General features: G+C 61.2%; 11 protein-coding genes and 2 rRNA genes (1 of these 13 only partly in view). 7 read left to right on the top strand and 6 right to left on the bottom strand.

Features of this window, described 5'->3' with window-relative positions:
- Positions 1-1624: ribosomal RNA gene (locus tag ACEN9P_RS08550) — 23S ribosomal RNA — on the top strand; it begins 1256 nt to the left of the window's first position.
- A 143-nt stretch (positions 1625-1767) separates the two neighbouring features.
- Positions 1768-1880, top strand: a 5S ribosomal RNA gene (gene rrf / locus ACEN9P_RS08545).
- Between the two features lie 229 nt (positions 1881-2109).
- Here the strand turns inward: rrf and ACEN9P_RS08540 are convergent.
- From ACEN9P_RS08540 to ACEN9P_RS08530, 3 genes are all read right to left on the bottom strand, one after another.
- Positions 2110-3030, bottom strand: a complete 921-nt coding sequence (locus tag ACEN9P_RS08540) for an MBL fold metallo-hydrolase (protein WP_495621703.1) — start codon at positions 3028-3030, stop codon at positions 2110-2112.
- A gap of 24 nt (positions 3031-3054) precedes the next feature.
- Positions 3055-4740: an AMP-binding protein gene (locus ACEN9P_RS08535; RefSeq protein ID WP_495621702.1), complete on the bottom strand. Its 1686-nt coding sequence runs from the start codon at positions 4738-4740 to the stop codon at positions 3055-3057.
- A 75-nt stretch (positions 4741-4815) separates the two neighbouring features.
- On the bottom strand, positions 4816-5556 hold the full coding sequence (locus ACEN9P_RS08530) for a DUF8198 family protein (RefSeq protein ID WP_495621701.1): 741 nt from the start codon (positions 5554-5556) through the stop codon (positions 4816-4818).
- Between the two features lie 67 nt (positions 5557-5623).
- On the opposite strand from ACEN9P_RS08530, the gene ACEN9P_RS08525 reads away from it, so the two are divergent.
- The 5 genes from ACEN9P_RS08525 (at position 5624) to ACEN9P_RS08505 (ending at position 10221) form a co-directional block, all read left to right on the top strand.
- Positions 5624-6130, top strand: coding sequence for a hypothetical protein (locus ACEN9P_RS08525; protein WP_477664523.1), 507 nt, complete (start codon positions 5624-5626; stop codon positions 6128-6130).
- A 17-nt stretch (positions 6131-6147) separates the two neighbouring features.
- On the top strand, positions 6148-7758 hold the full coding sequence (locus ACEN9P_RS08520) for a GMC family oxidoreductase (protein WP_495621700.1): 1611 nt from the start codon (positions 6148-6150) through the stop codon (positions 7756-7758).
- Between the two features lie 43 nt (positions 7759-7801).
- A complete protein-coding gene (locus ACEN9P_RS08515) occupies positions 7802-8710 on the top strand; it encodes an esterase/lipase family protein (RefSeq protein ID WP_495621699.1) in 909 nt (302 codons plus the stop codon).
- Between the two features lie 147 nt (positions 8711-8857).
- Positions 8858-9520 carry a helix-turn-helix transcriptional regulator gene (locus ACEN9P_RS08510; protein WP_495621698.1) on the top strand — a complete coding sequence of 221 codons (663 nt, stop codon included), beginning with the start codon at positions 8858-8860 and terminating at the stop codon, positions 9518-9520.
- A gap of 83 nt (positions 9521-9603) precedes the next feature.
- Positions 9604-10221, top strand: a complete 618-nt coding sequence (locus tag ACEN9P_RS08505; RefSeq protein WP_413328873.1) for a Crp/Fnr family transcriptional regulator — start codon at positions 9604-9606, stop codon at positions 10219-10221.
- A gap of 13 nt (positions 10222-10234) precedes the next feature.
- Here the strand turns inward: ACEN9P_RS08505 and ACEN9P_RS08500 are convergent, their stop codons facing one another.
- From ACEN9P_RS08500 to ACEN9P_RS08490, 3 genes are read right to left on the bottom strand one after another with little or no spacing between them, the layout of a single operon-like run.
- On the bottom strand, positions 10235-12115 hold the full coding sequence (locus ACEN9P_RS08500; RefSeq protein WP_495621697.1) for a S8/S53 family peptidase: 1881 nt from the start codon (positions 12113-12115) through the stop codon (positions 10235-10237).
- Between the two features lie 8 nt (positions 12116-12123).
- Positions 12124-13227 carry a phosphatase PAP2 family protein gene (locus ACEN9P_RS08495; protein ID WP_495621696.1) on the bottom strand — a complete coding sequence of 368 codons (1104 nt, stop codon included), beginning with the start codon at positions 13225-13227 and terminating at the stop codon, positions 12124-12126.
- Between the two features lie 22 nt (positions 13228-13249).
- Complete coding sequence (locus tag ACEN9P_RS08490; protein WP_495621695.1) at positions 13250-15034, bottom strand: adenylate/guanylate cyclase domain-containing protein; 1785 nt, start codon at positions 15032-15034, stop codon at positions 13250-13252.
- Between the last annotated feature and the right edge of the window lie 9 nt (positions 15035-15043).

Here is a 15043-nt window from a genome sequence, read left to right as displayed (position 1 = left end):
TAGCGTTAAAGGGGGTGAAAAGCCCCCTCGCCGTAAGCGCAAGGTTTTCTACGCAACGTTCATCGGCGTAGAGTGAGTCGGCCCCTAAGGCGAGGCAGAGATGCGTAGCTGATGGGAAACAGGTCAATATTCCTGTACCGATGTGTAGTGCGATGTGGGGACGGAGAAGGTTAACTCAGCCAACTGTTGGATATGTTGGTTCAAGCCTGTAGTCGTGCCTGGTAGGTAAATCCGCCGGGCTTAGATGAGGGGTGATAACGAGTCTGCTTGCAGACGAAGTGAGTGATACCCTGCTTCCAGGAAAAGCCACTAAGCTTCAGCTACACACGACCGTACCGCAAACCGACACTGGTGCGCGAGATGAGTATTCTAAGGCGCTTGAGAGAACTCAGGAGAAGGAACTCGGCAAATTGACACCGTAACTTCGGAAGAAGGTGTGCCTTTAGTAGGTGAACCATTTACTTGGGGAGCCCAATGAGGTTGCAAAAAATCGGTGGCTGCAACTGTTTATTAAAAACACAGCACTCTGCTAAGACGAAAGTCGACGTATAGGGTGTGACGCCTGCCCGGTGCTGGAAGATTAAATGATGGGGTGCAAGCTCTTGATTGAAGTCCCAGTAAACGGCGGCCGTAACTATAACGGTCCTAAGGTAGCGAAATTCCTTGTCGGGTAAGTTCCGACCTGCACGAATGGCGTAATGATGGCCACACTGTCTCCTCCTGAGACTCAGCGAAGTTGAAATGTTTGTGATGATGCAATCTCCCCGCGGAAAGACGGAAAGACCCCATGAACCTTTACTGTAGCTTTGTATTGGACTTTGAACAGATCTGTGTAGGATAGGTGGGAGGCTTTGAAGTGTGGTCGCTAGATCGCATGGAGCCAACGTTGAAATACCACCCTGGTGTGTTTGAGGTTCTAACCTAGGTCCATTATCTGGATCGGGGACAGTGCATGGTAGGCAGTTTGACTGGGGCGGTCTCCTCCCAAAGTGTAACGGAGGAGTTCGAAGGTACGCTAGGTACGGTCGGACATCGTGCTAATAGTGCAATGGCATAAGCGTGCTTAACTGCGAGACTGACAAGTCGAGCAGATGCGAAAGCAGGACATAGTGATCCGGTGGTTCTGTATGGAAGGGCCATCGCTCAACGGATAAAAGGTACTCTGGGGATAACAGGCTGATACCGCCCAAGAGTTCATATCGACGGCGGTGTTTGGCACCTCGATGTCGGCTCATCTCATCCTGGGGCTGTAGCCGGTCCCAAGGGTATGGCTGTTCGCCATTTAAAGAGGTACGTGAGCTGGGTTTAAAACGTCGTGAGACAGTTTGGTCCCTATCTTCCGTGGGCGCTGCAGATTTGAGGAAGCCTGCTCCTAGTACGAGAGGACCGGAGTGGACGAACCTCTGGTGTATCGGTTGTCACGCCAGTGGCATTGCCGAGTAGCTAAGTTCGGAAGAGATAACCGCTGAAAGCATCTAAGCGGGAAACTCGTTTCAAGATTAGATCTGCCGGGGCCTTGAGCCCCCTAAAGAGTCGTTCAAGACCAGGACGTTGATAGGTCAGGTGTGGAAGCGCAGTAATGCGTTAAGCTAACTGATACTAATTGCTCGTGCGGCTTGACCCTATAACTTTGATTAATTCGAAGTTGTTATGCCAAGTTGACGCATTCAAAAAGCACAGCCCAGCAGCTGTGCGAATCTAAATACAAGCTGATTGGCTCTATGAATTCGATGGATTGTTCTTTGGACAATCTGTCAAAAAGTTATGCCTGATGACCATAGCAAGTTGGTACCACTCCTTCCCATCCCGAACAGGACAGTGAAACGACTTAGCGCCGATGATAGTGCGGATTCCCGTGTGAAAGTAGGACATCGTCAGGCTCTTACAGCAAGGAACGCCCGGTTGATTTTTGATCAACCGGGCGTTTTCTTTTGTGCGCCCGGTATTTAGCCAGGTGACTCGAGATTTTAAAAAAGCCCGCATGAATCCATGCGGGCTTTTTTCATTTGTGAGGTGAGACGAGGGGGCGCAAGAAGATGTTCCAGGGAAGCAGCTCGGCGAAACGGAAGACAAAACTCCAAACGCCAACCCGGAATTGACCAGGCCTACTTAAGCATTCGCGATGTAGCCACCGTCTCTTTGTGCGACGCCGGCCGCGACCAGCTCGGCACTGAGCTGCTCTATCCACGCGCGGGCGGGGATGCCGGCGAAAAACTTGGCATGGATCTGCATGAAATACGGCGTTTCAAGAGCCCACTGCGCAAACGCATCGAAATTCTGACGCTGGGTTTCGAGTAGTTTGAATTTCAGTAAGACTTTTGCGGCGTGGTGAGCATGCCTGCTTGGGTTGCTGACAAACGATTCCAGGCGCTGGCGCGCACGCATCAGCACTTGCGGTGCATACGCGAAGACGCGGCCATGCCCGGGAACAACGGTTTTTGGGTTTAAGCGCTCGATCAAATCCAGTGTCGCGGCCACTTGCGAGAACGCACCCGCCCCTTCGAGCTCGGGAAACACCACACCAAACCCGTTTTCCCACAAGGCATCCGCAGAAATAAGCACGCGACTTCGCGGTTCGAAGAAGATCAGCGAGTGGGGATCATGACCGGGCGCGGCGTGAACCTCCCACATTTCAGTTCCAAAAAGCAGGGAACTCCCCGGCTGCAACGTCCGCGTGAAGCCAAATTGCGGGCAAAGCTGCCCGGTGGGCAAATAAGTCAGCGCCACCGGGTCCCATTCAGCGACCTGTTGCGCGTGGCCGGGAGGAATCAAGGTGCGGAGATCGGGGTAGCGCGCCTGCAAAACCGCATTGCCGCCGCAGTGATCACTGTGCAAATGTGTGTTGATGAGGGTATCGAGCGGCCGCGGGCCCAAAACGGATTCCACCAAGGCCAGCGTCTGCGGCGCATGTGTGCAATACCCGCTGTCCACCAACACGGTTTCGTCGCCGCCGGTGAACAAAATATTGTTGGCGGAAAGCCAGCCGCGCTCAAAAACATGCATCCCCGGCGGCAAATCCGGCTGGGCCATCAGCAAATTTCCGCGAAAAAGTACTCAGGCTGACGCACGCAACTCGCGCCTGAGGATTTTTCCGACATTGGTTTTGGGCAGGTCATCGCGGAATTCAATGTATTTGGGGCGTTTGTAGCCGGTGAGATGTTGCTTGCAATAGGCGCTCACTTCGTCTTCGGTCAGTGTAGGGTCGTTTTTTACGACAAAAACCTTGATGGCTTCCCCTTGTTTGTCGTCTGCAATGCCGATGGCCGCGCATTCGACAACGCCGGGGCACAGGGAAATCACGTTCTCAAGTTCATTGGGGAATACATTAAAGCCCGAGACGATGATCATGTCCTTCTTGCGGTCGATGATCTTGGTGTAGCCGCGCTCGTCCATGATGCCGATATCGCCGGTGCGCATAAAGCCGTCATGGGTGAATGCCTTTTTGTTTTCCTCCGGTTGCTGGTAATAGCCCGTCATGACCTGCGGGCCCTTGATGCAAATCTCGCCGGATTCACCCAAAGCGAGCGATTTCCCCTCATCGTCCTTGATCGCGACCTCAATGCTGGGCAGGGGCAGGCCTATGGTGCCGGTGAATTCCTTGTTGATCACCGGGTTGTTGGTGCCGATCGCGCAGGTCTCGCTCATGCCCCAGCCTTCGATCATGGGGCAGCCCGTCACCTGAAGCCAGTGCTTCGCCGTACCCTCGGACGCGGCCATGCCGCCCGCCTGGGAGACGCAGAGACTGGAAAAATCAACTGTCTTGAACTGCGGATGTTGGAGCAGTGCATTGAACAGCGTGTTGACCGCCGGCAACATGTGAAAGGGCCGCTTCTTGAGAACCTCGATGAACTTGCCGAAGTCGCGCGGGTTGGGAATCAGCGTCAGGTGGGCCCCCCAGCGGATGGTGAGCAGGCACAGCGTCAGCGCGAATATGTGGTACAGCGGCAAGGCCGCGATGTTGTTGGTCTTGCTGACGTCGCCTACGCGCTTCAAGGCGGGTGTGAACCATGCCTCCGCCTGCAGGATCGCGGCAACAATGTTGCGATGGGTCAGCACCGCACCTTTCGACAGGCCGGTGGTCCCGCCGGTGTACTGCAGAAAGGCAATGGAATCCAGCGTGCTCTGAGCGGGCTTGAGCGCCATGCGGCTACCCTCGGCAATCGCGCGGTTGAAGGTGGTGACAGTGCGCCCCTCGCTCAAAGGCAGTTTATAGGCCGGCACCAGTTTGGCGAGGTGGCGCACGGCAAACGTGATCCACTGGCCGTACCAGAAACCGAGCAGGTCGCCCATGGAGGCTACAACGACCTTCTTCACCGGCGTGCGTTCAATCACCTCCGCCAGGGTGGCGGCGAAGTTTTCCAGGATGACGATGGTCGTCGCGCCTGAGTCGCGCAACTGGTGCTCCAGCTCACGCGCGGTGTACAGCGGGTTGACGTTGACGCAGGTGTAACCCGCCCGCAGGATGGCCGCCATGGTGACGGCGAACTGCGGCACATTGGGCAGCATGATGGCCACGCGGGCGCCGGGCTCCAGGCCCAGGCTCTGCAGCCAGCCGCCCAACGATGTCGAGAGTTCGTCGAGTTGCCCATAGCTCATCCAGCGGTCCATACAGACCGAGAACGGCTTGGCCGCGTTCTTCTTGAAGGAATCCTCCAGCAGATGGGTGAGCGAGCGGAACTGTTCGGTGTCGATCTCGTGCGATACGCCTTCGGGATAACTCTTGAGCCAATGCTTGTTCATACAAACTCCTTGCGGCTCATTGTGAAAGCCGCCTGGCGGAATCCGTATGGGGCTTGTCCTAATGCGGGCGCGATATCAGGGCCCGGCAGCGAGCAAATGGCCCAATCTGGTCTCGCAGGTGACAGCATCGTCCTCAAACAGGGCGTGGATCCACGCCGTCTCGCGGTCTTTGATCAGTCTGAGGAACTCACTCGCGCCGCGCATGGTGGCGAAGGCATCAAAGCCGGTCTCCAGAAAATGTTGCAAGGAATTCAGCCCGGCTGCGGCCGCGGGCCCGCGCATCATTTTGAGCAAGGTGCGAAGGCCGAACATGCGGGTCAGGCGGTCGAGTTCCTGCCCCAGATGCAGCACCACCTCCAGCTGCCGCTTGCGCGCGGCGATATCCCCCACGCGCCGCCAGCAGCGGATGTAGCGGGCACATACATCACTCTGGGGCATGCTCCCTGTGTCCGCCAGCCACTCGCGCGCCATCAGGTCATCGAGTTGTTCCGTCAGCGCGTGCACCTCCGCCAGCGCGGCCGCGGTGTTGACCACAGGCTGCGGGAAAAGTTTGGCGATGGTGCCGGCGATGCGCGCGAACTGCTGGTCGCGTTCGGCATAGTCCTTGTCGCTGTAGAGCTCCTGCAGAAAAAACGTGGCCGCGGTTTTATACCGGTGGCTGTGCAGCAGGTCGGAATAGGTGGCCTCAAAACGGCGTGCCTGGAAGCGCTTGAGCTCGGCATTGGCTTGGGCCAGCGGCGCGTCGGCCCTGTGCTGCTGCCTGAGCTTCGCCACAGTCTCCAGCGCGTCGTGTATTTGTTGTGCGGAGGCGTCCATACAAACCCGGAGTTTATCTAGGTACGGGCCCCTATTGAAACCTAAATGCGCGTGCGAAACTTCCATCATGCAAAGAAGAACGCTCCTCAAGCTAGGCGCCGCCTCAGCCGCTGTGCTGCTGGTGGCTGGCGGCACGGCCGCTTTGCTGCAGCCGGGCCTGGCCGGCGGCGTGCTGAGTGCATCGGGGCGTGAGGTGTTTTCAGCCATAGGCCGGGCCGTGCTCGACAAAACACTGCCGGCCGATGAAGGTGCACGGCAAATCGCATTGAACGGCCTGCTCAGCCGCATCGACGTGCTGGTGCAGTCTTTACCGCCGCACGCGCAGGCCGAGCTGTCGCAGTTGCTGGCCCTGCTGGCGAGTGCCGCAGGCCGGCGCGCGCTGGCCGGTCTGAACCAGCCCTGGCACCAAGCCTCTGTCGCCGATATCCAGCAGTCACTTCAGGACATGCGCCTTTCCAGGATGGCACTGCGGCAGCAAGCCTACGCCGCCTTGCACGACATCACTGCGGGCGCGTATTTCTCCGATCCGGCGAGCTGGGCGCTGCTGGGATATCCCGGCCCCATGAAGATATAAAGACCTCCGAAAGCAGCATGAGCCAACTGAAAGACCCGATCCGCGAAGGCCTCGCGCGCGGCTGGAAAGTGATGGGCGGCGCGTTGCCGCCAGCGCCCGAAACACTCAGCTGCGATGTCGCCATCATAGGCAGTGGCGCCGGCGCCGGCGTCACGGCCGAACTGCTGGCCAAGGCCGGCCTGCAGGTGGTGATGGTTGAAGAGGGGCCGCTCAAAACCAGCAGCGACTTTAACCAGAAGGAATCCGAAGCCTATCCTTCGCTCTACCAGGAGAGCGCTGCGCGCAAGACCGAAGACAAGGCCATCAACATCCTGCAGGGACGCTGCGTGGGCGGCTCCACCACGGTGAACTGGACCAGCTCCTTCCGCACGCCGGGCTCCACGCTGAAATTCTGGCAGGAGCAGTTCGGGCTGGACGGCTACACCACCGAAGCGCTGGCGCCGTATTTTGCCCAGGCGGAGCAGCGCCTGAATATCACGCCCTGGCTGGTTCCCCCCAATGAGAACAACGACCTGCTGCGCAGGGGCGCGGCCAAGCTGGGAATTCCCGCGTCGGCCATTTCGCGCAATGTCAAAGGCTGCTGGAACCTCGGCTCCTGCGGCCTGGGTTGCCCGACCAACGCCAAGCAATCCATGCTGGTCACCACCATTCCCGCGGCGCTCGACAAAGGCGCGCAACTGCTGACCGAAACCCGCGCGGAAAAGTTTGAGTTGGCCAACGGCAAGGTCACTGCGCTGTTATGCCGCAGCCTGGGCACGTCCCCCGGGACGGCGGGCGGGGCCATCAAGATCGTCGCCAAACACTATGTGCTCGCCGGCGGCGCCATCAATTCGCCGGCCGTGCTGCTGCGCTCGCAGGCGCCTGACCCGCATGGTGTGCTGGGCGCCCGGACCTTTTTGCATCCGGTGGTCATGTCCTCCAGCGTGTTCGAGCAAAAAGTGGAAGCCTGGAACGGCGCGCCGCAAACCATTTATTCCGACCACTTCCTGGAGACCCAGGCGATAGACGGCCCCATAGGCTACAAGCTCGAGGCCCCTCCGCTGCACCCGGTGATTTTTGCGTCGACCGTACCGGGCTTCGGCCAGGGCCAGCACGACTTGCTCAAATCCTTCCCCTACAACCACACCCTGCTGGCGCTGCTGCGCGATGGCTTCCATGACGCATCAAGGGGCGGGCAGGTCAAGCTGCGCAGCGACAACTCCGCCGTGCTGGACTATCCGCTGACGGATTACGTCATGGAAGGCGGGCGCAGAGCACTGCTGTCGATGATGGAAATCCAGTTCGCGGCGGGCGCAAAACAGGTGCTGCCGCTGCACGAGATGGCCCAGTCCTACACCTCCTGGGCGCAGGCCCGTGATGCGGTCAAGGCCTTGCCCATGAAGCCCCTGCTGACCCGTGTGGTAAGCGCCCACGTCATGGGCGGCTGCGGCCTGGCCGGCAACGAACGCCAGGGCGTCACCCGGCCTGACGGCGTGCACTGGCAACTCGAGAACCTGTCCATCCACGACGGCTCGCTGTTCCCGACCAGCATAGGCGCGAATCCGCAGCTGTCCATCTACGGCATGGTGAACCGCCTGGCGCAGGGCCTTGCCGCCAGGCTCTCGGGCCGTGCTGTCACACTGGCCTGAGATACTGCGGCTTGCCACCGCTTCCTTCTCCTTTGCCTGACCGATGCTGGCCCAACTACAAAGACTCATCACCCTGTCCCTGGTCGCCGCGGCCTTTGGCTGGCTGTTCTGGTTTCTCAGCGACACCCCGTTTCTGGCGGTTGCGGGCTTTCTGGCCATCGCGCTGGGCTACACCGTTTTTCTGGCCCTCGAATTCGTCGTTCTTCACCACGTCAACAAGCGGGACCCTGCGCCCCGGCCCAGCTGGGGGGAGCTGTTGCGCGCCTGGCTGGGGGAGATCCTGACGGCGCCGCGCGTGTTTTGCTGGCGCCAGCCTTTTCGCATGAACGTGGTGCCGGATCAGCTCGCGCCCCCCGCAGCGCCCCAGGCACGCCGCGGCGTCGTGTTTGTGCATGGCTTCTTTTGCAACCGCGGTTTGTGGACGCCCTGGCTCCAGCGCGTCCGCGCAAGCGGACGGGCTTTTGTTGCCGTCAACCTCGAACCCCTGTTCGGCTCCATCGACGACTATGCGCCGCAGATCGACGAGGCCGTCCGCCAGGTCACCGAAACCACGGGGCTGCCGCCGCTGCTGGTGTGCCACAGCATGGGCGGGCTGGCCGTGCGGGCCTGGCTCAAGCGCATGCGGGCCGAGGCCCGTGTCTTCCACGTGGTCACCATAGGCACGCCGCACCGCGGGACCTGGCTGGCGCGCTTCGGTCACGGCCACAACGGCCGCCAGATGCGGCTGCAGTCCGACTGGCAGGCGCAACTGGACCACGAGATGCCGGCGGACCGCCACGCGCTGTTCACCTGCTGGTACTCCAATTGCGACAACATCGTGTTCCCGACGTCCACCGCCACCTTGCCGGGCGCCGACAATCGGCTGATCCGCGGCGCCGCCCATGTGCAAATGGCATTCCTGCCCGAGGTCATGGAGGCCACCCTGGCCATGCTGGAGCGCGAGCCGGGCTGAAGAACAGCGCCACCGGAGCGCGGAAATCCGGCAGTCAGCGCGAATTCATGTGAATTTCTCACAAAAATGACCCGGCATATTCACTATCTACATTGGGCCGGGCTTTTTATGCTCATCTTCATCTATTTGTAGGATGGAGCGCCCCCCGTGACCCTGTTTGCACAGCCCAATGCCGCCTTCCTGGAGGCCTCGCCTTCATTCCCCCTGGACGACGCCGATTCGGTGCCTGCCTTGCTCGCCTGCCTGGTGGATGAGCTTGCCCATGGGGTGCTTGTCGTCAGCGCCCAGGGAAAACTCCTGCACGTCAACCCGGCTGCCCGGCGCGAGCTGGACCGCGCCCTCGTGCTGGGTGCGGAGCGGGGCGAGTTGAAAGTCCTCATGCCGGCCGATGCCAAGGCCTTTCAGGTCGCCTTGGGCAAGGCCATCGCAGGCAAGCGCGGCCTCATCAGGCTGGCGGGCGAGGGCGCGGATTTCACCCTGGCCCTGGTGCCGCTGCAGCGCCAGATGGGCGTGCCCTGCGACCGGATCGCACTGGTGCTGTCGCGTGTGGGTGTGAGCGAGTCCGGTGTGTTCGGCGCGTTTGCCCGCAACCACGGCCTCACCCACACGGAAGAGCAGGTGCTGGTCCTCCTGTGCCGCTGCCTGAGCACGCCCGAGATCGCCATCCAGATGAAAGTCGCGGTCTCCACCGTGCGCAGCCACGTGCGCAGCCTGTGCGCCAAAACCGCTTCCAGCGGCGTCCGGGAACTGGTCAACCGCGTGGCGATTTTGCCACCCATCGCCCCCTCGCCGGTCGGACAGATTCATTGATCGCCGCAAGGGGGCGGCAACGTGCTAGATTACGGCTCATCATGAGTCCGCATATACCTCCCGAAGAAGATCTTTACGCTCACTTGACCCCCGAATTACGCACCCTCGCCATGCGCGGCGTGGTACGCACTTACCCCAAGAAGGCGGTCGTCATCAACGAAGGGGAAATCGGGGACAACCTTTACGTGCTGCTCAAAGGCAGCGTCAAGGTGTTTTCCATGGACGAAAGCGGCCGTGAAATCACCTACGGCCGGATTCACTCCGGCGACTACTTTGGCGAGATGTCACTGGACGGCGGACCCCGCTCCGCCTCGGTGATCACCCTGGAACCTTGTACCTGCGCCGTGCTGAGTCGTGCCGAAGTGAGTGAGCACTTGGTGTATGAGCCCGGATTCGCCATAAATCTGGTGGTCCAAGTTATTCGCCGGGCGCGTGCCGCCACGGAAGCCGCCCGCAATATGGCGTTGCTCGACGTATATGGGCGATTGATTGCCGTGCTGGAAGAGCACGATGACGTGGCGACCCGCGATACCGCAGAGGGTGTGACGCTGGAGTCCATCACCCACCAGGACATCGCCAGCCGTGTCGGTGCCTCGCGCGAGATGGTGAGCCGCCTGCTCAAAGACCTTGAAAAGGGCGGCTACATCGAGATGGGCACCAAGCGCATCACCCTGCTCAAGAAACTGCCCAGCCGCTGGTAGCGGCGAAGGCGTCTTATATCGCGTTGAAGATCCGCCGCGTTTCCTGCGGCGCTGCGTCACTGGTGCCCCTCAGCCGGACCGCCGAACTGCTGTAGGTGCCTGCAGCCCGAACCCCCGTCATGATGGGATTTTCATCACTGAACGCCGCGGTGCTGGGGGTCTTCACCACGCCGGGACGCTCTGGCCTGCTTGCATCGGGGTCAGGCTTCTGCGGGGAGTAATGCGCCCAATGCGACCCCACGATCCGCGTGCCGCCCACGGATACCGTCTTGCGCCCGGTGGCAATGCTGTTGAAGTTGCCGCTGCGCCGGATCAAGGTCGGATTGTCGGGGTGATCCACGAAAGAACCCGGGTTGCCGCTCATGTCGTACAGCTTGTCTTCAAAGTGCGACTGGCGCCCGCCTCGTGGGCCGGTCACCACGTCGTCACGTTCCACATAGGCATCTATCGTGACCTTGCCCGGCTGCGTGTTGGTCAGCTTGATCTGCCACACGCCGCTGGGAGCCGTGGCAGTGCCTTTGTCGAAGCTGAAGGTGGGCGCCAACGCGATCAGCGCGCAAGTGCCGTGCGTGCCGGTTGCCACGCTTTTGGGATAAATGAGCGCGCACAGCGGCTGCGTGCCGTTGCCCGTCCACATGCGTGATTCGCCGAATTTCAGGGCCGGCAATGCCGTGTGCCCAGGAGGCGTGATTTCTATCTTGATGCCATCGGCCTGCGGCGGCAACCACAGCTCCAGGAAGTTTTCGGTCAGGTCGTTGGGTTGCCCGCGCCAGTGGAGGGTTGCGTGCGCATTTTTGGCGAGCGTGAGGTTCGCATGCGTGCGCTGCTGGTAGCTGTTGCCCGCCGCCAGCACGATTTGCAGCCGCTGGCCGCACAGGGTGATCAGCTGATCCATCGCCGCTTCCAGCAGTGAGCTTCCGTCATGCGGCCCGGCCAGGGTGCCAAAGCTGATGTTGGTCACGACCTTGGTGTCCTGCGCGCAGCGCGACAGGACGTACATCAACCCGTCAAGCACATGGATGTTCAACGAACCACCCGACGTGTCGGCCACGGTGCCGTAGTCCAGCTGCACCGCGATGATGTCGCAGCGGCTGGCCTCGTCGTCGGCCAGGGCCCAGCTGGCCGGCCCGTCAAAGCCGGGAGGGAGATCGGCCATCTGCGCCATCAGCGTGCGCGGACCGCAAGCCAGGTCCAGCACATGTGTGCCATGGTTGACACGCTTTTGCAGTGACTTCAGCTTGAAGTGCCGGTAGACCTCGCCCTCATCCACCAGGCCGTTGTAGCTGCGCTGTTGCATCGCGCGATTGATGTCGGCGGCCGTCAATTCATGGCCATAACCCAGGCCGGCCGGCGATTGGCCCACGCCCTTGCCGTCTTGCCGCCAGAAATACCGCGTGCGCGCCTTGCCTTTGTGCAGGAAATTGGCATTCGCGAAAGCCAGCCCGTCGTCGATGAGCGCCATCACCTTGCCCTTGAGCAGGGGCTGGGCGCCGGTCGTGCCGGCGGAGCCCGGGTTGTCGGTATGAAGGCCTGCGGCCAAACCCAGCTCCAGCCGTTTGACCAGCGCATGCAGGCTGCCGCCCGGCTGAATGTGCTTGAAGAACGCCGGCCTGACGCGGGCCGTGCAGTAGCGCAGCCCAAGCGGTGCGGCGCTGGAGGTGTATACGGGCGGCACATGCAGCCATTGCGGCGAGGCCGCGCCTATGAATTGGGCGATGCTGACGCCGGGGCTGAGTTCAATCGCTATCGGAAGCCACTTCGGCTGTGTGCCGCCATAGCCTGCGAAGCTATCGGTCTCGGCCCATACCAGGTAGGGGTCAAAGCCATTCGTCGCGTCCGGCTTGGCCCAGTCAATGCCGGTGAAGCCGCCCTTGGGAAGTTTGTGCCAGGTCATGGGTGTCCTTATTTCAGGGGTTCCCACTCTTTGACCGCCTTGGACCACATGAAGGCCAGCAGCGGCGAGGCCGCCACGGTACCGATCCTGCTGAGGTACTGGTAGTAGCCGCTGTGGTTGTCGTCCATGGAAACACGCAGATCGAAATCGACGACCTTGCCCTGGGCGTCATGGAACTTGCGGCCGTCGAAACCGCGTTCGTGGAGCTGGTTGTTGCCAAGGCAGCGCGCCGCGAAAAACTCGCCCAGCGCTGTTCCGAGCAGCCGGCCCACGGCGCTGTCCACCGGATAGTGCAGGCCTGCCACCGTGCGGTTCACGGCGATACGCGCCGCTTGCCGTTCCAGTTGCTCCCGGTATTTGGCCCCCGTGCCGTTGGCGTTTTCAAGCAAGGCCAGCAGCACCGTGGCGACGGCGAAGGCTTCGGTGGCGTGGCCACTGGGCCAACTGGCATGGCCGGGAGTGTCTATCATGGGCTGGATCTGCGGTGACAGCTCCATGGGCCGTGGGCAGGCGAAGGCGTGCTTGAAGCGCATTTCCACGTCGGACGTGAAAGTCAGTACCAGGGTGATCAGCTCCAGCGTCCATTTATGGCGGTGCGGCTGCAGGCCCACGATGGATCCCCAATACGGGACTTGGGGCGTCATCTGGCTCAGGATTTCGCTGCCGCGGTCTTCACGCAGCTCCGCGTAGTTGGCCACCAGTTCCACCTGCTGCTTGAATACCTTGGCCGTGGGCCGGATCAGGCGGACAATGGCGTGGTCCTTCAGCGGCCTCTTGTTGAGGTCCACAAATGCCAGAGTGACCGACTCGCGGGCGTGCTGGACACCGAAGTGAAGGCCACCCAGGAGCTCAAGTTCGCAGATCTGCAACCGACGATCGGCCGACCACTGCTTCAACCGGTCCGGCCTGTCGATAGGCAAGGGGAGATTGACCGGCAAAGTAGCGCCCTGGAAAGGGCCGCTGAGCGCCGCGCTGCTCTTCGTCATGCCATCGGCCAGCAAAGGGCTGGCGGCGTCGGCCATGATGGCAATCCCGCCAATGCCGCCGATTCCACCAATCCCGCCAATCCCTCCAATCCCTCCAATCCCCCCGATGCCGCCCAATTGACTCATGAAATACTCCTTCAAATAAACATTAATGCTCTGGTATGCCGGCCGTGCGGAATGCGTGCGCACACCGAAGCCCGAATGCCGATTGATTGCTGGGCGAGCGGCTCAGGAAGCCGCTGACGGTAAAGCCGGGCTCAAGCTGCAGAAGTTCGCGCATTGCGGCCCGGGCAGATTCAATCCTGTCCAGCTCCACCTCCGCGATGATCAGGGCCCGCAAGGTGGACGTGTGCGTGCGGTTCGCGCGCAGGGAGCGCTGCGCGAGTTCGCTGGCGCGCGCGTACTCGCTTGCCGACAGGGCGGCCGTTGCCGCCAGGGAGTCGTAAAAGTAGCGCAGTGGGTCGAGGGGGGACAAGGCCAGGGCCTTTTCGGTCTGCACCATCGCGAGGGCGCCTTCGCCCTTGAAGGCGTGCAGCGTTCCCTTGAGAAGGCAGGCGAGCGAGTCGTTGGGATTGATGCTCAGCGCCTGGTCGTAGCGCTGTGCGCCTATGTCGAGCTTGCGCAGCAGGTTGGTGTGCGCGAACCCATCCACAGTGAGCGCGAGCGCGCAGCGCGGATCGTGGTCGAGTGCCCGTTTTGCGCAGTCCAGCGCCAGCATGGCTTCCCGCGCCGGATCCTCGGCCCACCCTTGCTGCACACGCAGCACATGCCATTTCGCCAGCCAGGCATACGGGATCGGGTGGCGGCGGCTGCGGTCGATCAGATGTTCCAGCATCTGGCGAGCGCGGTCGAATTCGCTGAACGCCGTGCGGTGCATCAGCGCCACTGCGCCCAGCAGCAGGGTATACCCTTCCAGGGTCGGCAGCGCTTGCCCGTGGACCCGCTCCAGTTCCTGCGACATGACCGAAGAACTGACGGCGGCCACGAGGCGCTCAATCAGTTCGTCATCCATGGAAAACAGGCCTTGCACCTCGCCCCTCAGGTTTTCCGCCCAGACCACGTGGCCGGTTTTTGCGTCAATCAGTTCCACAAACAACGCGATCTGCGAGCCCACGCTGCGGCATGTGCCGGAAAGAATGTAGCTGGCGCCCAGGTGGCTGCGAATGTTTTCCACGGCCTCATGCCGCTCGCGGAAGACCGTGGTGGAGAGGCGGGAAATGACATGCAGTTCCGAGGTTCTTGAGAGCGCCGCGATGACGTCATCGGCCAATGCCTCTCCCAGCATTTCGTGGCCTGCTTCGGAACTGCGCATGGCGAACGGGATGACCGCGATGGCCGGGCGCAGGTCCAGCCGGACCGCGCTGCCGGTGTTGATCGGCGCATGCTCGCCGGGCGGGCCGATGCGATACGCCCGCACGGGCTTTTCAACGTGCTTCAGGTAGCACTCGCCCATGTCGTCGACGTCGGCGTCCAGTGTGGGAACAAGCTGATCGCGCAACTCGGCGGAAATCACGATTTCGCTGGGGCCGGCCAGGGTACAAAAGCGAGCCGTCAGGTTGACATCGGTGCCGTAGATGTCGTGCTGGTCCGTCACAAAGCTGGCCAGGTGGCCGCCTATGCGCAGGTGCATTTGTTGCTGGGGCGGCAGCCGGGCATTAGCCTGCTGGCTGAAATCCTGCAAAGCAAACGCCGCTTTGATGCCGCCTTGCGCATTAGCAAATTCCAGCATCAGCCCGTCACCCAGGCTTTTGACGATGCGGCCGCCATGCTGCGGCAGAATTTGCTGCTCAGCTTGCAGCACCAGTTGTTGCCACCTCTGTACGAAACCATCTTGATCCTGCTCCATGATCCTGACGGACTCCACCACATCCATGACCAGCAGCACCTTCGTGCTTCGGCCCATGCGGGTAGGTAATTCGGTCGGGGGATTCATCGTAAATGG

Source organism: Polaromonas sp. Polasp52 (genome assembly GCF_059491565.1).
This window is presented reverse-complemented; position numbering and strand designations above follow the sequence as displayed.